The 19213-nt window shown below is 41.2% G+C and carries 25 protein-coding genes and 2 pseudogenes; 10 read left to right on the top strand and 17 right to left on the bottom strand.

Annotated features, from left to right (window positions below):
* Positions 1-45: 45 nt before the first annotated feature.
* From C5470_RS04065 to C5470_RS04050, 4 genes are all read right to left on the bottom strand, one after another.
* Positions 46-684 (bottom strand): hypothetical protein, encoded by a 639-nt coding sequence (locus tag C5470_RS04065; RefSeq protein ID WP_166286166.1) that lies wholly within the window; start codon positions 682-684, stop codon positions 46-48.
* Positions 685-885: 201 nt separating this feature from the next.
* A complete protein-coding gene (locus tag C5470_RS04060; protein WP_166286164.1) occupies positions 886-1320 on the bottom strand; it encodes a YcgN family cysteine cluster protein in 435 nt (144 codons plus the stop codon).
* 21 nt (positions 1321-1341) lie between these two features.
* Positions 1342-1998: a fumarylacetoacetate hydrolase family protein gene (locus C5470_RS04055; protein WP_166286162.1), complete on the bottom strand. Its 657-nt coding sequence runs from the start codon at positions 1996-1998 to the stop codon at positions 1342-1344.
* 174 nt (positions 1999-2172) lie between these two features.
* Positions 2173-2445 (bottom strand): YcgL domain-containing protein, encoded by a 273-nt coding sequence (locus C5470_RS04050; RefSeq protein WP_166286160.1) that lies wholly within the window; start codon positions 2443-2445, stop codon positions 2173-2175.
* Between the two features lie 139 nt (positions 2446-2584).
* On the opposite strand from C5470_RS04050, the gene minC reads away from it, so the two are divergent.
* From minC to minE, 3 genes are read left to right on the top strand one after another with little or no spacing between them, the layout of a single operon-like run.
* Positions 2585-3268 (top strand): septum site-determining protein MinC, encoded by a 684-nt coding sequence (minC, locus tag C5470_RS04045; protein WP_036847449.1) that lies wholly within the window; start codon positions 2585-2587, stop codon positions 3266-3268.
* A gap of 23 nt (positions 3269-3291) precedes the next feature.
* Positions 3292-4104: a septum site-determining protein MinD gene (minD, locus tag C5470_RS04040; protein WP_166286158.1), complete on the top strand. Its 813-nt coding sequence runs from the start codon at positions 3292-3294 to the stop codon at positions 4102-4104.
* Positions 4105-4107: 3 nt separating this feature from the next.
* Positions 4108-4377 (top strand): cell division topological specificity factor MinE, encoded by a 270-nt coding sequence (minE, locus tag C5470_RS04035; protein WP_023045613.1) that lies wholly within the window; start codon positions 4108-4110, stop codon positions 4375-4377.
* Between the two features lie 147 nt (positions 4378-4524).
* On the opposite strand, the gene rnd is transcribed toward minE, so the two are convergent.
* The 4 genes from rnd to tsaB all read right to left on the bottom strand — a co-directional run bounded on the left by rnd (position 4525) and on the right by tsaB (position 9505).
* Positions 4525-5652 carry a ribonuclease D gene (gene rnd / locus C5470_RS04030; protein ID WP_166286156.1) on the bottom strand — a complete coding sequence of 376 codons (1128 nt, stop codon included), beginning with the start codon at positions 5650-5652 and terminating at the stop codon, positions 4525-4527.
* Between the two features lie 89 nt (positions 5653-5741).
* Entirely contained in the window at positions 5742-7430 is a 1689-nt protein-coding gene (gene fadD / locus C5470_RS04025; RefSeq protein ID WP_166286154.1) for a long-chain-fatty-acid--CoA ligase FadD, read from the bottom strand.
* Positions 7431-8115: 685 nt separating this feature from the next.
* Positions 8116-8697: a Slp family lipoprotein gene (locus C5470_RS04020; protein ID WP_166286152.1), complete on the bottom strand. Its 582-nt coding sequence runs from the start codon at positions 8695-8697 to the stop codon at positions 8116-8118.
* A gap of 112 nt (positions 8698-8809) precedes the next feature.
* On the bottom strand, positions 8810-9505 hold the full coding sequence (gene tsaB / locus C5470_RS04015) for a tRNA (adenosine(37)-N6)-threonylcarbamoyltransferase complex dimerization subunit type 1 TsaB (RefSeq protein WP_166286150.1): 696 nt from the start codon (positions 9503-9505) through the stop codon (positions 8810-8812).
* Positions 9506-10180: 675 nt separating this feature from the next.
* On the opposite strand from tsaB, the gene C5470_RS04010 reads away from it, so the two are divergent.
* The 3 genes from C5470_RS04010 (at position 10181) to C5470_RS04000 (ending at position 12225) form a co-directional block, all read left to right on the top strand.
* Positions 10181-10528: a type II toxin-antitoxin system HicB family antitoxin gene (locus C5470_RS04010; protein WP_166286148.1), complete on the top strand. Its 348-nt coding sequence runs from the start codon at positions 10181-10183 to the stop codon at positions 10526-10528.
* 350 nt (positions 10529-10878) lie between these two features.
* Positions 10879-11274, top strand: coding sequence for a hypothetical protein (locus C5470_RS04005; protein WP_166286146.1), 396 nt, complete (start codon positions 10879-10881; stop codon positions 11272-11274).
* 3 nt (positions 11275-11277) lie between these two features.
* Positions 11278-12225 (top strand): aspartate/ornithine carbamoyltransferase family protein, encoded by a 948-nt coding sequence (locus C5470_RS04000; RefSeq protein WP_166286144.1) that lies wholly within the window; start codon positions 11278-11280, stop codon positions 12223-12225.
* Between the two features lie 168 nt (positions 12226-12393).
* Here C5470_RS04000 and C5470_RS03995 read toward each other — a convergent pair.
* Positions 12394-12633: pseudogene (locus C5470_RS03995) on the bottom strand (transposase); the annotation flags it as partial.
* On the opposite strand from C5470_RS03995, the gene C5470_RS23370 reads away from it, so the two are divergent.
* The 4 genes and pseudogenes from C5470_RS23370 to C5470_RS03975 all read left to right on the top strand — a co-directional run bounded on the left by C5470_RS23370 (position 12562) and on the right by C5470_RS03975 (position 13909).
* Positions 12562-12783, top strand: coding sequence for a type II toxin-antitoxin system CcdA family antitoxin (locus C5470_RS23370; RefSeq protein WP_166286142.1), 222 nt, complete (start codon positions 12562-12564; stop codon positions 12781-12783). The pseudogene C5470_RS03995 and the gene C5470_RS23370 sit on opposite strands and share 72 nt — an antisense overlap.
* Positions 12784-12785: 2 nt before the next feature.
* Positions 12786-13089: pseudogene (locus C5470_RS03985) on the top strand (CcdB family protein).
* Between the two features lie 164 nt (positions 13090-13253).
* Positions 13254-13481 (top strand): type II toxin-antitoxin system VapB family antitoxin, encoded by a 228-nt coding sequence (vapB, locus tag C5470_RS03980; RefSeq protein ID WP_036837149.1) that lies wholly within the window; start codon positions 13254-13256, stop codon positions 13479-13481.
* Positions 13478-13909, top strand: coding sequence for a type II toxin-antitoxin system VapC family toxin (locus tag C5470_RS03975; protein ID WP_166286140.1), 432 nt, complete (start codon positions 13478-13480; stop codon positions 13907-13909). Before vapB ends, C5470_RS03975 begins: the two co-directional genes overlap by 4 nt.
* Before the next feature lie 72 nt (positions 13910-13981).
* Here the strand turns inward: C5470_RS03975 and C5470_RS03970 are convergent, their stop codons facing one another.
* From C5470_RS03970 to C5470_RS03935, 8 genes are all read right to left on the bottom strand, one after another.
* Positions 13982-14461: a nuclear transport factor 2 family protein gene (locus C5470_RS03970; RefSeq protein WP_166286138.1), complete on the bottom strand. Its 480-nt coding sequence runs from the start codon at positions 14459-14461 to the stop codon at positions 13982-13984.
* Positions 14462-14497: 36 nt separating this feature from the next.
* On the bottom strand, positions 14498-15103 hold the full coding sequence (locus C5470_RS03965) for a TetR/AcrR family transcriptional regulator (protein WP_166286136.1): 606 nt from the start codon (positions 15101-15103) through the stop codon (positions 14498-14500).
* Between the two features lie 664 nt (positions 15104-15767).
* Positions 15768-16094, bottom strand: coding sequence for a stress response translation initiation inhibitor YciH (gene yciH / locus C5470_RS03960; RefSeq protein WP_166286134.1), 327 nt, complete (start codon positions 16092-16094; stop codon positions 15768-15770).
* On the bottom strand, positions 16084-16830 hold the full coding sequence (pyrF, locus tag C5470_RS03955; RefSeq protein WP_166286132.1) for an orotidine-5'-phosphate decarboxylase: 747 nt from the start codon (positions 16828-16830) through the stop codon (positions 16084-16086). Before pyrF ends, yciH begins: the two co-directional genes overlap by 11 nt.
* 44 nt (positions 16831-16874) lie before the next feature.
* Positions 16875-18044 (bottom strand): lipopolysaccharide assembly protein LapB, encoded by a 1170-nt coding sequence (gene lapB / locus C5470_RS03950; protein ID WP_166286130.1) that lies wholly within the window; start codon positions 18042-18044, stop codon positions 16875-16877.
* 6 nt (positions 18045-18050) lie between these two features.
* Complete coding sequence (locus tag C5470_RS03945) at positions 18051-18362, bottom strand: lipopolysaccharide assembly protein LapA domain-containing protein (protein ID WP_166286128.1); 312 nt, start codon at positions 18360-18362, stop codon at positions 18051-18053.
* Positions 18363-18642: 280 nt separating this feature from the next.
* Positions 18643-18858, bottom strand: coding sequence for a phosphatase PAP2 family protein (locus C5470_RS03940; protein WP_207626875.1), 216 nt, complete (start codon positions 18856-18858; stop codon positions 18643-18645).
* A 49-nt stretch (positions 18859-18907) separates the two neighbouring features.
* Complete coding sequence (locus C5470_RS03935; RefSeq protein WP_166286124.1) at positions 18908-19138, bottom strand: hypothetical protein; 231 nt, start codon at positions 19136-19138, stop codon at positions 18908-18910.
* Positions 19139-19213 lie beyond the last annotated feature (75 nt).

Genomic DNA, 19213 nt, shown 5'->3' with positions numbered 1-19213 from the left:
CGTGGCAAAATCCATAAGAAATTAGAATTGTTTTCTATTAATTCACTATTTATTAGGAAGCTTAATCTTGGAAATAATGGCTAACCTATCCATATAATATTCTGCATCGCCCCACAACCAACTCTGCTCTTTACCAACATCATCCTCAGTTAAGATATTTCTTAATTCGCAGGTCATAACATCATAACCGTAAACATAAAGCCCAAACTGTAATGCTTCATACATTCGAGCTTGCCAAAAAGAGATATCGTCTATTATTTGATTGACGTTTGAGGCAGCGACATCATGTGTTCTGATCAGATAATGGAAAAAGATTTTAGCTGCCAAATCACTTAACGCCGCTTTATGTTTTGGTTTCTTCGTTCTCCACACAAGCGTCTGAGATGCAGGACGACAGTTAAGCACCAAGTCATTCATCACAATAACTTTGTTGTAATAAACAACTTCCTTAGCGTCATCACTGAGTAACGCCAATTCAAAATGAGGCTCATCTATATCCAAATCTAATCTGCTATCAACCCTAACCAATCGGTAGCCTGGTGGAAGAATGAGTTCTTCCACATCATTCACAATATCAGTACCAGAGGAATCAAAAACATCATACAGGGTACGATTGAGCTCTGGCTCGTTCAGTTGGCTGAAATCATTGGCAATTTTTTCTATGTTTTCCGAATATCTTGGCATATTTTATGCTTCCTCTAATAAACCACAGGTTTAATTACCTCTAGGTAATAGTATAGATGCAATTATATACAATCAACCTTTAGTTCATTTTTAGTGAATAGATGTATTGGATAACTTAGTTTTAAGGCCAGATCCCATTTGGGAGAAGACACAATAAGAATAATAGAAAAATAATTTGTTAAATTACAGTTAGTTAAATCATTATTCAGGTTTATTAATAATATGGTCTTCCCATTCCACAACATCAATTTCCCGTACAGCGATATGCCTGACAGAGATTCTTTCGCTATGCATTGCTGTTTTGGAGCCTCTAATGAGTGGGTGCCAAGGTAACAATGCCTTCCCCTCCGCAAGCAAACGATATGCACAAGTCATTGGCAACCATTCAAACGTTGGCAAATTGTAGCGAGTCAGTTTGATACAATCCGGTTCGTATCTGAAACGATCTTCGTAATTTTTGCATTGACAAGTTTTTATATTAAGTTGATTACAGGCAACGTTAGTAAAATAAATTTCATCGGTATCATCATCCATTAATTTATGTAGACAGCATTGCCCACAACCATCACATAGCGATTCCCATTCTTCATCTGTCATCTGATCCAGGGTTTTTACCTGCCAGAAAGGTTGAGACATAACTTCTGCTATTCCTTATATTCAAATCACTCTTGTAGTGAGCGCATTATCATTCAAAGTGATCTTTAACACATCACCGGATTCCAGAACTCCAATACCTTCCGGTGTCCCGGTAAGAATCACATCTCCCGGCCGCAAAGTGAAAAAGTGAGACATATGGCTGATCAGAGGAATGATGGGTGTCAACATGTCATTGGTATCACCGTTCTGCCGTAATTCATCATTGACCGTCAATGAGAGCCGGGTATTTTGTGGATCACCAAAACTGCTCATCCGAATGAACCCAGATATCGGACAAGAACCATCAAACGCCTTACTTTTTTCCCACGGCTGACCTGCTTTCTTGAATTTGGACTGTAAATCACGCAAAGTAAGATCCAATGCAACAGCAAAACCGGCGATCGCAATGCCAACACGCTCTTGATTTGCTTGTTTCAGCTGTGTACCAATCAACACAGCCAGTTCAACTTCGTGATGAACAGCACCCAAATCTTTTGGAATCGCAATCGGCTGATGTATATCACACAATGCAGTTTCCGGTTTAATAAAAACAATGGGTTCTTCCGCTGGCTGAGAACCCATTTCTTTAATATGTTTAGCGTAATTACTGCCAACGCAAACAACTTTATTGACGGGAAGATCCAGTAATGCGCCCTGCCAATCTCTATGCTGATACATACTCATTCCTTACTCTGGTTTATCAGGCATACCCCTGATTATAGCATTTATTGCACTACCCTATCAGCCATAACTCAACATCAATGGGAAAAAAACACCACGCCCGTTAATATTGCAGTGGTTAATAAAACTGCAATAACGGTTAATTCCACTCACCAAATCCTCGGATTTTTCTTATTTTTTCATCTGTTCCAGATGTGCATTCATTAAATTTTCGGCCGGGGGTGGGATTTGCAGGTAAAAACCCTGTTCAATTAACGATATTTTTACTTTTTCTATATCAGCACCCACCAGTTTCTTTCTGTCTGCCAGGGAGATCATCATTGCGTATTGAGGCTGACCAAAACTTTTTAGTAACTCCTCAGGAACACGAGAAAAATTATCTCTTTTTTCAACATAAAGATATGTTTGCTCCCGTTTCGGGCTGCTGTAGATCACACAAATCATTATAATAAACTCTTTTAAATTAAGGCCACGACTTGCTTGAATAATTTAGTAATTATAACATGCTTATTGTATTTCGAAATATCGTATCCCAGATGTTGTTCTGGGGGATCTCAAATTTGCTGAATCTGAGTCAGGATAGATGTCACAGTCGCCAATTGAGCTAAAAGGCAGTAATTTTACGCTTTCAGTTGTTCATTTACACAATGACCAACCGGAAATTATTCTACAGGCCCTACAGGAAAAAGTGGAACAAGCACCGGATTTCCTGAAAAATGCGCCTGTTGTCATTAATATCTCCGCTCTGCCGGCAGGCGCTGATCTGAAAGCACTGCATCACGCTATTGATTCAGCAGGATTCCGGGTTGTTGGAATTAGCGGTTGCCGTGATGAGCAGCAACGCAGGGCGGTAATAAAAGCCGCCTTACCATTGCTAAATGAAGGCAAAAAACAAAAAACTTCGGTACAGGAAAATAAACCAACAGAGCCTACTGTTAAAAAAACCCGCATAATTAATTTACCTGTTCGCTCAGGACAAAGAATTTATGCCCAAGGCAGTGATCTTATTGTCACCAGTAATGTTAGTGCTGGTGCTGAATTGATTGCGGACGGCAATATTCATATCTACGGCATGATGCGAGGCCGGGCATTAGCCGGCGCATCTGGTGATCAGGAATGTTTGGTTTTTTGCACCCATTTAAACGCTGAGCTCATCTCTATAGCTGGGCAATATTGGCTCGGCGATAAAATCCCGACTGAATTAGCAGGAAAAGCCGCAAAACTTAGCCTGGTAAATAATGAATTAACTATTGAACCTTTAATCTAGCCCTTTTAATAAGGAATCGCTTCATGGCACGCATTATTGTTGTTACATCAGGTAAAGGTGGTGTTGGCAAAACCACTTCAAGCGCGGCCATTGCTACCGGCCTTGCCCAAAGAGGTAAAAAAACCGTTGTCATCGATTTTGATATCGGTCTGCGTAACCTCGATCTGATTATGGGATGTGAACGCCGCGTAGTTTATGACTTCGTGAACGTTATCCAAGGTGACGTCTCGCTTAATCAGGCATTAATCAAAGATAAACGTACCGAAAACCTTTACATCTTACCGGCATCGCAAACCCGCGATAAAGACGCGCTCACTCCTGAAGGTGTTGAGAAAGTTTTAGTCGATCTGGATAAACAAGGTTTTGATTTTATTATCTGTGATTCCCCGGCAGGGATTGAAAGTGGTGCGTTGATAGCACTCTACTTTGCTGATGAAGCGATTATCACAACGAACCCTGAAGTCTCTTCTGTACGTGATTCAGATCGTATTCTGGGCATTCTGGCCTCTAAATCACGACGTGCTGAACGCGGTGAAGATCCCATTAAAGAGCATCTGTTACTGACTCGCTATAATCCAGGCCGAGTAAGCCGTGGTGATATGCTCAGTATGGAAGATGTTCTGGAGATTTTATGCATTCCTTTACTTGGTGTTATTCCTGAAGATCAATCGGTACTGCGTTCATCCAACCAAGGGGAACCCGTCATTCTGGATACGGAATCCGATGCAGGAAAAGCGTATACAGATACTGTTGAGCGTTTATTGGGGGAAGAACGTCCTTTCCGTTTTATTGAAGAAGAGAAGAAGGGCTTCTTAAAACGCCTATTTGGGGGATAAAACATGGCCTTGCTAGATTTCTTTCTGTCGAGAAAAAAAACGACAGCAAATATCGCCAAAGAGCGTCTGCAAATCATCGTGGCAGAGCGTCGCCGTGGTGATTCTGAACCGGCTTACCTGCCTGACATGAAACGGGATATTCTGGCGGTAATCTGTAAGTATATACAGGTAGATCCTGAGATGCTCTCTGTACAATTTGAGCAGAAAGGTGATGATATTTCTGTGCTGGAGCTTAATATAACACTACCTGAGACGGAAGAAGCTCAAAAATAACTAAACCGTGCTTGCTTTATCATTAATCATCATCAAAGTAACCACGCTATATGGCTGTCTGAGATGGGGTAACCGTAAACGAGAACCCCACTCTCTCTCGCTTTAGTCTGCTATCAGACTAAAGCCGTCGCTTTCATCTGATGTGAGTTAATCAGGATAGTTCGCCAGAATCTCTGCGACTGGCCCAGCCAGCAACTCTCCCCGCCATCCACTGAGCAGTTCAGGTTTGCCATTTAATTGTTTCAATTTCCAGTGAGCGCTGAGTAACTGATTAATCTGACGACGGGATGCCAACAATTCAGAATTAAACCGATGCTGTTCACTTACCTGATTAATCAGCGCCTTAATATCCTTAAACGCCTTACGATAACCAGGTTGGTCAATCAGGTTTGTCACCAACGGAGGACATTCGCTTTCTGGGATATTTCCACTTTCAGCAACCATTGCCAACAGGCGACGTCCATGACAACGGATCTCCTGCCCACTTAACCCCAGCGCATCCAATTCTGCCAAAGAGGTTGGCATATAACGCGCCACCTGCCACAAGTTTTCTTCACGAATAACAAAGTTCACAGCTAAATCACGCTCTCTGGCCTGATTCAAACGCCATGCAGCCATTTTTTTTAAACACGCAAGCTGTTGAGGACGTAATTGACAGATATTGCCTATCTGTTTATAAGCACATTCCGGCGTCAATATCTCTTTGCGGCGCCGACTGATAAGCTCACACTCACCCATCGCAGCCTTCATATACCCAGCCTGCTCTGTCGAAGTCATCAGAATATCAGCCAAAGGTAGCAGATAATAAACATCCGCTGCTGCATATTCGCACTGCTTTTCACTTAACGGGCGGGCAAGCCAGTCAGTACGCGATTCGCTTTTATCCAACTCAACATGAAGATATTCAGCCACCAGCGCGGCAAAACCACATGATAGAGGGTGACCAATAAACGCAGCCAAGACCTGAGTATCAATCATGGGTTCCGGCAAGCATTGAAAAGCATTCAGAAAAACTTCCAAATCCTCACTGCCAGCATGTAACAGCTTCAATATCTGAGGATGGGTAATCAATTCACGAAAAGGTTGCCAGTTAGTGATATTAAGTGGATCTATCAGAGAAAGTTGTTCGCCATCATACAGTTGTATCAAACCTAATTGTGGATAATACGTCCGTGTGCGTACAAATTCAGTATCCAATGCTACTTTTGAGTATTTTTTTGCTCTTTCGCAGACTTGCTGCAATTGAGCATCTGTGGTGATCAACTGATAATTCAAAACATAGTTCTCTTAGCCATTCATGGTAATAAGCATGACAACGCCGGCTGAAACCGGCGTTGTCATGCTTATAAGTATTATGAAGAGGGTTAGGCTATAGCTACATTCCTAACCTTTTCCTCTTCATCGCGCAGTTCTCTGCGGAGAATTTTACCTACATTAGATTTAGGCAATTCATCCCGGAACTCAATGATCTTAGGTACTTTATACCCTGTCAGATAACGACGGCAATACGTTTTAAGCTCATCCTCGGTCAAACTGGGATCTCTTCGAACCACAAACACTTTGACAGTTTCACCGGAACTTTCACTTGATACGCCGATTGCTGCCGACTCTAGCACTTTCGGGTGAGCTGATACAACATCTTCAACTTCATTAGGATACACATTGAAACCAGAAACCAAAATCATATCTTTTTTACGGTCTACGATATGAATAAAGCCTTGTTCATCAACGTTAGCAATATCACCCGTCGCTACCCAGCCATCTTTCAACACTTCTTCCGTCGCATCATGGCGATTCCAGTAACCAACCATAACTTGCGGCCCACGAACCCATAGTTCTCCCTGCTGGCCTATCGCCACCTCATTACCGTTATCATCTACGAGTTTGATTTCAGTTGAAGATACCGGAAAACCAATACTACCAGTGTAATGTTTCGAATTATAAGGATTACAGGAAACCAATGGTGAGCACTCTGTCAAACCATATCCTTCAAGCAGAGGCCTTCCTGTTACTTCTACCCATTTCTCAGCAACCGCCTTCTGTACTGGCATACCACCACCAACAACGAGACGCAATGAGGAAAAATCAAGCTTCCTAAATTCTTCATTATTCAACCAGGCGTTAAACAACGTATTCACCCCTGTGACAGAAGTGAACGGGTAACGACTCAGCTCTTTAGCTGTACCAGCAATATCACGCGGGTTAGTGATCAGAAGATTGCATCCCCCTAGGTAAATAAGTAGCAAACAGTTTACCAATAATGCAAATATGTGATAGAGAGGCAACGCAGTGACTATCAGTTCCTGACCAGAATGCAGTAATGGTGAATAAACCGCTTTTGACTGTTCAAGATTTGCCAGAATATTACGGTGCGTCAACATAGCACCTTTAGCTACGCCAGTCGTGCCACCAGTATATTGCAGAAAGGCCAAATCCGCGCCGTTAATATCCGGTTTTACATATTGCATGCGATAGCCTTTATGTATCGCACTACGGAATGAGATGGCATCAGGCAGATTATACTTCGGTACCAGTCGTTTGATATATTTCACAGCAAAATCAACCAACGTACCTTTAGGGCGGGATAACTGATCACCCATACGCGTCAAAATAACATGCTTAACTTTGGTATTAAAAACGATCTTTTCCAGTGTATGGGCAAAGTTGGACACAATCACAATAGCTGAAGTGCCGCTATCATTAAGCTGATGTTCAAGTTCGCGTGGCGTATACAGCGGGTTTACATTTACGACAATCATACCTGCACGCAAAACACCAAACAGTGCAACAGGATATTGCAACAAGTTTGGCATCATCAGTGCAACACGATCCCCTTTGCTTAATCCCAAACCATTTTGCAAATAAGCAGCAAATGCCCGACTACGCTCTTCCAGCTTACGGAAGGTCATAACCTCACCCATATTGATGTACGCAGGTTGATCTGCATAGTGCGCTACAGCATTCTCAAACATCTCAACTAATGATGCATAACGATCCGGGTCAATTTCCGCAGGAACATCCGCCGGATAATGTTTTAGCCAGACTTTCTCCAAGGTAGTACTCCTGAAATTTCAATTGCTATGTTATCACTCGCCTAATAAATAACGCACGCCTTGTTTTAACAAATTATTAACTCAGCGTACCAGTGTAAAAAAGAAACATTGTTCAGGTTGAGATACACATCACTAATTTCATGTTAATCCTTACATACAAAAAACAAAGAGAACGATATCGTCTGTAAATTATTTTTTATAATCAGTATATTATTGCTATAGTTAACATTTAACTTAGTTGCTATTGATTATACATTGACCTACCTATTTTTCGTTTAAGATAGCATTTTTGAAATAGCATTTATTGCTTTCATCTATTCCAATAAATTATTAAAAAACTAAAAATAATAAAATATGGTCATAAACAACATAACGGTTAGAATGGGAAACCATTAAAGATAATACCTCACCACTTTTCGTGATTTTATCCCAAACCGCAGATTATATGACAAATTTGGTTTTGTCTTACTGGAACCGGATAATATTCCTGATAAATTACTGAAAATTCTGGCCGAGGAAGTTACTACTGATTTGGATGCAAGAATTGCGATGAAATTAACGATAACACCAAAGGAATAGTTACACGGATCACCGCCACATAAAAGCGGCGGCTCCGACAAGAAACGAAGTTACAGCGTCACAGATCACACATTAACAAAACAACAATTCTGGTATTAAAATGATCTTACTTGGTCAAAATAGTTTCAACAGGCGCAGGACCGGGATAATACCCATCCCATCCCCAACCTGAATAATAGGGATAACCGTAATAGTTCCAAGGCCCTGGGCCAGAAGGCATTAATACTCTCTGAGCAATCCTCCAACGTTGATAACCTGTGACATGAATCACAACATAAGCGTAATCCGCCTTGCCAATTTTACCCTTCTCTACACCCATGACCGGGCCAATGATAGTGACGTAATTTCCTTTAAAATCATTGGGATCAAGAAAATTATTAACATAAGCATAAATACGGCCGACAGAAGGCTCATGCAATCTCGGACTGGCATCGGATGCTAAGGGTAATGACGATATTTCCAGGCGGGTACAGTTATTTTCATTCACCACATCAAGCACCTTACCACCAAATCTCCCTTCCTGGCCGATGAACAGATCAGGCGTATTCTTAACAGAAAGCAGATCCTGGACTGGCATTGGTGACGTTCCCTTTACCGAATCAGGAACGGTGATACAACCTGTAAGCATGACAACACCTAACAAGATTACCGCTTTAAAACCAGTCCGGCAGTTTATTACTTTTAACATAACCACCTTCTCCTGAAAATTGGCCCAATAACGATGTTTGAAATAACCATGTGTTTAAAATAATTATGTCTATTTGATACTTTCTTTTACTACAAGTTTCATCAACCGATACTTAACGACCCGGTAATTTTTTCCAAGTCACTTCATTACGCAAATAGATCGGTTCAGCCTGTTCTACAGCTGTCATCTCACCGTTCTGCCACATCTGTACAGCCAGAGGTAACATATCTTCAGCGTGAGGCAATGTGATACCACTGTCAGTCAGCGTTAAGTGACTTGTCATCAATTGAGGATAAGCCTGCCAGCCGGTTCCGGCAATGCCCCACCCGCCATTTAATGAAACCATGAGCGCCTGAACCTGTTCCGGTTTCAGCACAGCTTCCGTTCCACTCCCTTGCCATTCACCTTTCTGGTCACGGGTATATTGGCCCCAGTAAACTTCACCCATCCGAGCATCAATAGCAGTTAACACCTGAGTTGCCCCTGTCAAACGAAAAACACCTTGAGCCATTGTATTAAGCGTTGAAACCCCAATAACTGGCAGGTCAGCCCCCAGAGCTAAACCCTGGGCAATACCCACACCAATACGTACACCGGTAAAACTACCCGGCCCACGGCCAAAAGCCAAAGCATCAAGTTGCTGTAAACTGAGACCCGATTCAACCAGAACAGACTGAACCATAGGTAAAATACGTTGTGTGTGTTCACGCGGAGAAATTTCAAACTGCGCCAGAACAGCGCCATCATTCCAAAGAGCAACAGAACAGGCTTCCGTTGCGGTATCAATAGCCAAAATTCGTGTGGACATGCCTTAACCTCGGCAAGAAATAGGATTCGAAATAAGGCATTATCTTATCACAACCTAGCCTATTTTACCCAGTTGGCAACCATAAGAAGGCTATGGTAGCGGTGTCTTTATAAGTTATCAGATAGAAGAGAAGTAAATTTGCCTGTCCTTCATCACTGCCTAACGTAATTCTACTGCCTCAATATGGAATATCCTTAATTATCATACCACGACAATGAACTCGCCTGACCAGCTTCGGGACATACGTGCCTTCCCAGAAAATTTGGCGGGTCGGCCTCCACATTGCGTCTTTCAAGACCTGTTCAGCGTAATGTATCAAGTTGATAGACGGATTTGTTAAGTAATAAAGCATCAAGAATATAAACAGTCTCCCAGACTCCACAGGATATAAAATGACTGAATAATAGCTCAATAATACGAAGGTATACTTAAAACAGTACCCCCTCATTGAAGATTTGACTCACTGGGTTTTGTGACTATAATCAGTTACAAAAGGAAGTTAGTTAATGGGGAAGTTGGAAAAATTGAAAATCATTTTTTTGCAGAGTCGAAAACGCTTGCATGATCTGAACTAGTTTCATTACTTAACCTGCTGGACGATGAAAAAAATGAATGCAGGGGCCACGAATACTTTTTTATAACAAAGAAATAGACCACACAATAGGTTGGATTGGTATGAAACATCTTACTTACAAAGGCTATATGGGCACGATTGAATTTAATGTGGAAGATAACTTTTTATTTGGAAAACTGGCTTATATCCGTGACTTGGTGACTTATCAGGCCACAACAATTAAGAAGCTGGAAGAAGAGTTTAAAAAATCTGTCGATTTATATTTACAGGATTGTCGGGAACTAAACAAGAAGCCGGACGTTCCGTTTAAAGGGGGGTTTAACGTCAGGGTTAACCCTGAAACGCATAGACATATTGCGGAACTTGCCAATGAAAAAGGTATGACAATAAATGCCTTTGTCAATAAAGCGCTAGAAAGCGAAATTAACAAATATACACGCCAGCATTGAACCACACCTGGCATTCCATGGTCACGCAGGCAAAATGGAGACATTGAGTTTGATTTTTCATGGATGGCTTCGATACGTATATCATGAAGCCAGTTTTCAAAGAAGTTGTATTCATCGGTAAACGATCAGCAGCATCAAAGACAAAGTCATCAATCACCACCTAGTACGGATTATCCGGGAAACTTATCCCGCCCTCACAGTCAACACCGTAATTTTTGCCATAAATGTAAAATTGATGACAACACCGAGAATAGCGACTTTAAGTTACATTATTGAAAATAACTAACAATATTATTAACACTTTAAATATATGCATAATTTAATCATTTATAACAAAAAGAGGAATTGATATGTCAGAAACAAAAAGTTATACCGACTTTGCGCGAAAGGCATTTAATGAAATGACACCTATTCATTGGGATAATAATGATTATTCAAAAAAATTAATTGAACATAAGGAGTTTTCTTTTTTATCTCCTGTCCTTCTAAATGAGCTTAAAAAGATTGTTTTTTTTGATAAAAATGTACCTCAGTTCAACTGTAATATTAGCAATAACTTTCACAATAGCATGCTTCTTACAACAAATGCGGATGTCGGTCTATTTTGGCGGATTGGTAGTTTTATTACTGTTCCGATTATAAGTGCAGCTATGGACTATCAAAACTCTGCCTACACTATTTTGCTTGGTGGTCTTTTCATTATCGTTCTTTTTATATCTATCATTAATATGAAAGTCCGGAGGTGAGTTATGATATCAGTGCGAAATTTTTTTCTAAAAGATAATCTTCTCTCTATTAAATCATTAGACTTAGACACTATAATGAATATTATAGAGCTGGCTCAGAATTTTAAAGTATCAAAACCTGATAAAAAAATAAAAAAAAGAAATGAAGATATCCTTGTTGCTTCACTTTTTTTTCAGCCCAGTACAAGAACTCGCCTCAGCTTTGAAAGCGCAGTCAACCGTCTTGGTGCAAAAATTATAGGTTTTGCTGATGGTGAGTCAAGCCGTTCTGGTTCAAGCTGGAATGAAAAATTTACAGATACTGCACAAATGATCAATGCGTATGCCGATATTGCCATTATGCGTCATGCCAAAGTTGAGCCTGTGCATAACTATTGTATAAAAAGCCGCCTTCCCGTTATAAATGCGGGAAATGGTGAAGGATTAAATGCAGAGCATCCAACGCAGGCTTTACTTGATATTTTTACCATTCATCAATCTTTCCCTCTTCATAAGTCATTAACTTTATTATTATGCTGTCACCCATCTTCCCGATCAGCGCGCTCCCTTCTCTTTTGTATAGCCCTGTTTCACAATATAAAATTATTACTTTGCACTGAACAAAATTGTAAGCTTTTACCAGAAGACGAAGCGTACCTTCGTCAAGCTGGTGTCACCTACGAATATCTCCGTAACATAAAAGAGGGGTTGTGTAGTGCGGATGTTATTTATATGGCGGGTTATAAAGAAACAGCAGATCATTTACCCGATTCCAATTTGATGCTCACTCCTGATCTACTTTCATACTTACATCCCCGCGCCATAATTATGCATCCTCTTCCGCGAGGTTATGAGCTTCCTTATGAGTTAGATAATTCAGTACATTGTGCTTATTTTTCTCAGGCTGAGAACGGAGTTTTTGTTAGAATGGCAATTCTTCAAGGTTACTTCAACGTTATTGGGGGACGGTAAGGATTCGTGCGTAAACAGGAAGGGGTTTGGTGGTAGTTGGTCAGGTGATGTTCACCGTGGCGGCGATGACTCAGGCAGCATTAGTGATGGCTGCAAAGGCAAGGGTACATGTAGAGGCTTGCAATCAATAATCCGAGCCTGTTTACGATTTTGTGTGAACGCCTTTTCTCAGAAGTGACCTTCAAGGCGATCACCGAACTCAATGATAAAGCGGCTCATCGCCATCCGCCAGTCTTTCAGCGGCATCGTCCATGTCTGCGATGCTGCCAGGATAGCCAGCCACACCACCTTTTTCACCGAATCGTCTGACGGGAACACTTTGCGCTTTTTGATGGCATGCCGGATCACGCTGTTCAGCGATTCGATGGCGTTGGTGGTGTAGATCACCTTGCTGATGTCGAGAGTATAAAAACCGACATTCATAACTACAACTCATATACGTGTACACTACACGTATACTCAATACCGGAGATAAATCATGACAGCAAAACAACAGAGGCGTTAAACCGTTTCCATGACGAACAGGGTTGTTTCAGTGATGAATACAGGACATTTTAACGATGCAATTCACCGTTTACCGTATATTGGGAAAACCGTTGTTTATCCCCTGTTGCTGGACGTCACGAGTGACATTATCGGGCAGTTAAACCGCCGAATTGCGATCCCACTGCTGCCAGTTGAAAAATATCCTGACAGCTGTCGCCCTGTTCGAATGATCCTCCTTATCAGGTTGATAAATATGCTGTCATGACTCACGAACTAGCCAGTATATCTGTTCATGCTTTAGGTGCTGAATTTTGCGATGCATCGCAATACCGTCATCAGGTAAAGGCGGCGCTCGATTTCCTCTTTAACGGTATTTAAGTCGGATAAGCGCAGACTGTTGCCAGACTGCGCTTATCCGACCAACTCCCTTGCGTGACGATGTTAGCTGAAAACCTTGCTGGCTTGGAAGTACAATGGATATGTTGACATATGCTAGGTGCAGGCATATATTGTGCACATATGTTAAACAAAAGGAGGTTCACATGCGTACCGTAGCGATATTTAAAAACGGTAATAACCGGGCAATAAGACTCCCAAAAGATATGGATTTTGATGGTATCGCCGAATTAGAAATTTCCCGTATCGGGGACTCCATTATTCTGAAACCAATAAAACCCACATGGGATTCTTTTCTGTCACAGGAAAAAGCTGATAATAATTTTTTAGAATCACGCCCTGATATTATCGAAGAAGGTCGCGTGAAATTATGAAAAATATTTATATGCTGGATACCAATATCTGCTCTTTCATTATGAGAGAGCAGCCAGCGAATGTTCTCCATAAATTACAACAATGTGTTTTGTACAGACATGAAATTGTTATCTCAGCAATTACCTATGCGGAAATGAAATTTGGAGCTATTGGCAAAAAAGCTTCTCCGAAACATACCATACTCGTTGAAGCATTCTGTCAACGCCTTGATGCCATCCTGCCATGGGATAAAGCCGCCGTAGATGCTACAACCAATATTAAAAACACGCTGACCACAGCAGGAACACCGATCGGCGCTAATGATACAGCTATCGCAGGACATGCACTAGCGTGTGGAGCAATCTTGGTGACAAATAATACCCACGAGTTTAAGCGTGTGGATGGCTTAATTATCGAAGATTGGGTAAACTGCTCCGAAATAACGTAAAAAGCATCACGGCTGGCTTATTAGGGACGCCTATAAACCAGCCATATCTACAATTTTCTATTTGCTATTAAATTACAGTCCTAAATCAGATAATCCTGGATGATCATCAGGACGACGACCTAAAAGCCAATGAAATTTTCGTTCAGACTCTTTTATCGGCAGATCATTAATACAAGCATAGCGATTGTACATCAAACCCTCTTCGTTAAATTCCCAGTTCTCATTACCATATGAGCGAAACCAATTACCGGAATCATCACACCATTCATAAGCATAACGAACCGCTATTCTATTATCAGTAAACGCCCAAAGTTCTTTAATCAGACGATATTCATGCTCTTTCTCCCATTTTCTGGCTAAAAAATCCTGAGCCTCTTTACGACTATGCACGAATTCAGCGCGATTACGCCAATGAGTATCCAATGAATAAGCCAATGAAACCTTTGCAGGGTCACGGCTGTTCCATCCATCTTCGGCCAAGCGAATTTTTTGAATAGCCGTTTCCCGGGTAAATGGCGGTACTGGCTGGCGAATTTCTTTTGTATCAGACATATTTTGTCTCCTAATTAATTATAATTAAATTTTCTATTAACTCACATTGTATTTATTCAATAATGCTTTAGCGATATTCATTGCTTCCAAAGCATAATTTCTATCATTCATTATATGGGCAGTGGTAATAGCGCCTTCTATCAAAATCAAAAGCTTCCGGGCTAAATCCACTGATGAATCCAAAGATATTTCTTCACAAATAGAAAGAACGTAAGTAAAAACTTTCTCTTTATGCTCCTTAGCAATAATTCTTACCGGATCAGCAGGATCAAGCCGTTCACCGGATGTATTGATAAATGCACATCCTCTGAAATCATCACTTTCGAACCATGTTTGTAATACCAGAAAAATATTCAGTAATTTCTCTTCAGGCGTCTTATATTCAGCTATTGATGAAGTAAACCACCCCATCCATCGTTCATCCCGCCGGCGAAGAACTTCTTCAACCAATCCATCTTTGGTACCGAAATAACGATAAATTGTTTTGCGTGAAGAACCCGTCGTGCGCGTTATTAGATCGATACCTGTCGCCGCAATCCCCCTGGTGTAAATTAATTCATCTACAGCATCCAACATGTTTTCCCTGATGTTTGCCGCCTTCTCATTTTCCATGTTCTTCATGGTAGAACGATCGTTCTCCATAGTCAACCTCTTAACTAAAAAAACAGAATAAACTTTCCATCTTTATGATTTAAAAAGTAATTTTAATAATAATCACATTTATCATAAAGAGACCCATTTTCACAAAAGAACTATCTTAAATAGTCTACACTGCATTATGATACCAAAATCATAGCGTAAAATAATTTACGAAACAGATTGGATGTTTTTAACTTTTCAGAAGGGAAGTAAATTGTATTTAATCGAAAAATCATCAACCATTAATAAAGAGTTGAAAAGAAATCCGCATGTAAAAGAATATTTTCCGAACAGATGGCTATTCAAGTACTTTATCGCCAGTTATTTTACGAAGAAAACCATAAAAATAACGCAATAAAAAAACGGATAAAGCGGTTAATTTAGCGGGGTTTAACTTAACAAAAATCAGGTGTTAAAAGGGATAAAAACAACGGTTAAAACTTTAAAACCGATTAGAACCATAAGTTAAAAAGATGACTTTTAATAACAGGTTAAAGTCTGCCCATCATAAAACTCAGAGTGGGATCCTGTTTCGTTTTTTCAGAAGGAGAGTTAATTGCATTTAATCGAAAATTATCAACCATTAATAGAGAGTTAGAAGAAATCTGCATGTAAAAAAATATTGTCCGAACAGATAGGTATTAAAGGGCGAATATCCGCCCTTCTATCAACCACCAGCCAATTTAACTGTCATACCTTTGGCTTCAAGCAACTGTTTCAATAAATCCCTTTTATCGCCCTGAATTTCTATCTCGCCATCTTTTACTGAACCACCGCAGCCACATTTTTTCTTCAATTCAGCCGCCAACTTGACCAGCGTCTGATCATCAACGTCAATGCCGGTAATAACACAAACACCTTTTCCTTTACGTCCACTGGTTTGGCGCTGGATACGAACGATACCATCCCCTTTCGGACGCTGAGGTTTAGCGGCTTCTTCCTGAATACGGCCTCCATCGGTGGAATAGACCAGACGCGAATTATTATCTTGCATTAATAACTCCTGCAATAGATTGATTAATCTGACGCAATGCCGCCGCGGGATCCGCGGCGCGGGTAATCGGACGCCCAATAACCATATAATCAACACCAGCCTGTACCGCCTGTTCCGGCGTCATGATACGACGCTGATCACCGGCTTCACTGCCCGCCGGACGAATCCCCGGCGTTACCAGTTGGAAATCCTGACCACAAGCGTTTTTCAGTTGCGTAGCTTCATGCGCAGAACAAACCACACCATCCAACCCACACTCCTGCGTGAGTTTTGCCAGCCTTTCAGCTTGCTGCGCTGGCGTCATATCAATACCGATACCTTGCAGATCCGATTGTTCCATGCTGGTTAATATCGTGACGGCAATTAACAACGGCGCAGTATTACCATAAGGCAACAGCGCTTCTTTCGCCGCCGCCATCATTCTGACGCCACCGCTGGCATGAACGTTTACCATCCAAACCCCCATCTCAGCCGCAGCAGCTACCGCTCTGGCGGTAGTATTGGGAATATCATGAAATTTCAAATCCAGGAATACTTCAAAGCCACGCTGGTGCAACAACTTAACAAATTGAGGGCCATTAAGGGTAAACATCTCTTTACCCACTTTCAGGTGGCAATCCTGTGGATCAATTTTGTCAGCAAAAGCCAGGGCAGCATCCTGGTTGTCGTAATCTAAAGCAACAATTACAGGCGAGCTAATCTGTTTACCGAATGATGTTAAGGTATGCGATGTCATTTTTTAACCTTTTTGACCAACAAAGAAATATTACTGTGATATTGTCACTGACCATCCAACCCACGGATGGGTTTAATCGAATCCCATGAACGACATGATGGGCAGTGCCAATAAAGTGAATGAGAAGTAAAGCCGCATTTATGGCAGCGATAATTAGGTTTAGTTCGAATTTGTTCACCCACCATGTCCCGCAGCAAAATAATACTTTCTTTCGCCCGGCCTTCTTCCGCTTCCGCCAAATGGTAATCCATCAGGCGATAAAACAGGTGCATCGTCGGATGACGTTCTAATTGATGATTGATATAGACTTGAGCGACTTCATGGCCTTCTTTCTGCTCGATAATATCTGCCAGTAAAAGTTCGGCAGTTGCCCCACTATTCTCTTCTACACAACGTCTAAGAAAATTTTCCCATTCATCAGTCTGATTCAGATTCTGGTAACATTCCTGGAGAATAGGTAACACTTCACTGACCAACTCTTTATCCTGCTCAAGAACAGATTTCAAAGAACCCGCCGCTTTAGTGTATTCCTGTTGGACCATAAACAGACGCCCTAACATGATAGAAACCCTGGCGCAATTTTTATCTGCCTGAACAGCTTTATTGAGATAACCAATAGCCTCATCAAGATCATCACTACTCATTTCCTGCAAGGCCAGTTCGCAATAAAAATGCGCAATTTTTTCCCGTAAATCATGTTTGCCGGATTTAACTAATTTTTCAGCGATATCAATGGCTTTTTTCCAATCACTGGTTGCCTGGTAAAGCGTAAGCAGTGATTGAAACGCATTTTGCCGAAAATCTTTTTCATTCACTAACTGAACAAACATATTTTCGGCGCGATCGTATAACCCCGCCGACATGTAATCACGGCCTAATTGTTGAGTCGCCAGCAAGCGCTGCTCAAATGTCAGAGAAGCGCTTTCCATGAGAGATTGGTGAATACGGATAGCCCGTTCCACTTCCCCTCTGGAACGGAACAGATTCCCCAAAGTCAGATGCGCTTCAAAAGCGGAACTGTCCTCTTTAAGCATTTCAAGGAACAGATCCTCCGCTTTATCTTGCTGGTTTGAAAGGAGAAAGTTAACCCCAGCAACATATTCCCGCGATAAGCGATCCGCATTTTGTTGCTTATCCTGCTGCGCACTCCTGCGCCCCATATACCAGCCATAAGCAGCGGCCACAGGAAGCAACAGAAACAACAGCTCTAACATGGGAATTTATTCCTTGCTAAATACAGGCGGTGAATGAGTAACCGGAGGTTCAGCCGGTTGCTCCAGTTGTGCTTCGAGTCGCTTAATCTTACGTTCAGCTCTTCCCAACGACAAACGAGTACGAAGATAGAATAATCCACAGATAACCCAGCCTAACACGAAACCGCTGGCGAATAATACAGCCAAAAGTGTAGATACAGAGTAATTTCCTTTAGCAATCAGATAGTTAAAAGTAACAATCTGATCGTTATTTGAGCCAAGAGTCACAGAGATGACAAAGATCACCAACACCAGTAATAAAATCAGAAAATATTTCACATTTTTTCCTGTTATCTATTGTTGCTTGGGTATTATGCCAAATAACAGACATAACGGCCTATTAAATTAGCATTTCCAGTCTGGGCAAAGGAAGCAATTTATCATGATAAATGCTTCTTTCAGCTTTTTTGCGATATCTTCCCATTAACTAAGTGTAAATAAGAAGCAATTACCTATCTAAGTCCTTCTGGAAGTTAATCAACCGCCATTTTTCTATGAGACAACAAATAACCATCGCCAACACTGCACTAATTAACGTAGATACGATAAGATCCTGCGGCTAGTGCATACCTAATGCCATTTTGCTGATCAAAACACTCGTCGCCCATGCCGTCACTATTGTGGATAAAATAGAGCAACGACGCGACCATAATACCCCCACTAAAAGCAGTGCCCAACTTGCAGCAAATAGGGTATGCCCGGAAGGAAAGGCATACCCCGTTTCACTTTTCCAGTGAGTAAGTTGCCATTGTGGAATACGGTCATCAGCTTTCAAATACTGTTCCAATAATTTGGCCCGCTGTTTTCGCTGATATTGATAAAACTCATCTGTTGGCACCCGATAATTTTTTTTCTAACCAAACAACATAGGGGCAGGGATCTTTAGTGGTATTTTTAATCAAAACCTTTATACCTTGCCCTGTCAAAAGCAACGCTGCAACAGGTGGCAGCGATAAAATCACAGTCGCTATAACTATAGGTCTGATAAATTGATTCATATCCGATACCAAATTATTCTTACTATACATTTTAAAAATCCATCTATAGCTTAACATGTTGATGTTACGCCTATTACTTATATACGATTATTTGAAGATTTTTCACAGATAATTGGCGATAAATATGGCAGA

The sequence above is a fragment of the Photorhabdus stackebrandtii genome (assembly GCF_011189495.1).
Taxonomy (GTDB): Bacteria; Pseudomonadota; Gammaproteobacteria; order Enterobacterales; family Enterobacteriaceae; genus Photorhabdus; species Photorhabdus khanii.
This window is presented reverse-complemented; position numbering and strand designations above follow the sequence as displayed.

What these genes read in the sequence shown, in the direction of transcription:
- C5470_RS04065 (WP_166286166.1), bottom strand. Translation starts at nt 684, where the DNA reads ATGCCAAGATATTCGGAAAACATAGAAAAAATTGCCAATGATTTCAGC.
- C5470_RS04060 (WP_166286164.1), bottom strand. Translation starts at nt 1,320, where the DNA reads ATGTCTCAACCTTTCTGGCAGGTAAAAACCCTGGATCAGATGACAGAT.
- C5470_RS04055 (WP_166286162.1), bottom strand. Translation starts at nt 1,998, where the DNA reads ATGTATCAGCATAGAGATTGGCAGGGCGCATTACTGGATCTTCCCGTC.
- C5470_RS04050 (WP_166286160.1), bottom strand. Translation starts at nt 2,445, where the DNA reads ATGATTTGTGTGATCTACAGCAGCCCGAAACGGGAGCAAACATATCTT.
- minC (WP_036847449.1), top strand. Translation starts at nt 2,585, where the DNA reads ATGTCACAGTCGCCAATTGAGCTAAAAGGCAGTAATTTTACGCTTTCA.
- minD (WP_166286158.1), top strand. Translation starts at nt 3,292, where the DNA reads ATGGCACGCATTATTGTTGTTACATCAGGTAAAGGTGGTGTTGGCAAA.
- minE (WP_023045613.1), top strand. Translation starts at nt 4,108, where the DNA reads ATGGCCTTGCTAGATTTCTTTCTGTCGAGAAAAAAAACGACAGCAAAT.
- C5470_RS04020 (WP_166286152.1), bottom strand. Translation starts at nt 8,697, where the DNA reads ATGTTAAAAGTAATAAACTGCCGGACTGGTTTTAAAGCGGTAATCTTG.
- tsaB (WP_166286150.1), bottom strand. Translation starts at nt 9,505, where the DNA reads ATGTCCACACGAATTTTGGCTATTGATACCGCAACGGAAGCCTGTTCT.
- C5470_RS04010 (WP_166286148.1), top strand. Translation starts at nt 10,181, where the DNA reads ATGAAACATCTTACTTACAAAGGCTATATGGGCACGATTGAATTTAAT.
- C5470_RS04005 (WP_166286146.1), top strand. Translation starts at nt 10,879, where the DNA reads ATGTCAGAAACAAAAAGTTATACCGACTTTGCGCGAAAGGCATTTAAT.
- C5470_RS04000 (WP_166286144.1), top strand. Translation starts at nt 11,278, where the DNA reads ATGATATCAGTGCGAAATTTTTTTCTAAAAGATAATCTTCTCTCTATT.
- C5470_RS23370 (WP_166286142.1), top strand. Translation starts at nt 12,562, where the DNA reads ATGCCGGATCACGCTGTTCAGCGATTCGATGGCGTTGGTGGTGTAGAT.
- vapB (WP_036837149.1), top strand. Translation starts at nt 13,254, where the DNA reads ATGCGTACCGTAGCGATATTTAAAAACGGTAATAACCGGGCAATAAGA.
- C5470_RS03975 (WP_166286140.1), top strand. Translation starts at nt 13,478, where the DNA reads ATGAAAAATATTTATATGCTGGATACCAATATCTGCTCTTTCATTATG.
- C5470_RS03970 (WP_166286138.1), bottom strand. Translation starts at nt 14,461, where the DNA reads ATGTCTGATACAAAAGAAATTCGCCAGCCAGTACCGCCATTTACCCGG.
- C5470_RS03965 (WP_166286136.1), bottom strand. Translation starts at nt 15,103, where the DNA reads ATGGAGAACGATCGTTCTACCATGAAGAACATGGAAAATGAGAAGGCG.
- yciH (WP_166286134.1), bottom strand. Translation starts at nt 16,094, where the DNA reads ATGCAAGATAATAATTCGCGTCTGGTCTATTCCACCGATGGAGGCCGT.
- pyrF (WP_166286132.1), bottom strand. Translation starts at nt 16,830, where the DNA reads ATGACATCGCATACCTTAACATCATTCGGTAAACAGATTAGCTCGCCT.
- lapB (WP_166286130.1), bottom strand. Translation starts at nt 18,044, where the DNA reads ATGTTAGAGCTGTTGTTTCTGTTGCTTCCTGTGGCCGCTGCTTATGGC.
- C5470_RS03935 (WP_166286124.1), bottom strand. Translation starts at nt 19,138, where the DNA reads ATGTTAAGCTATAGATGGATTTTTAAAATGTATAGTAAGAATAATTTG.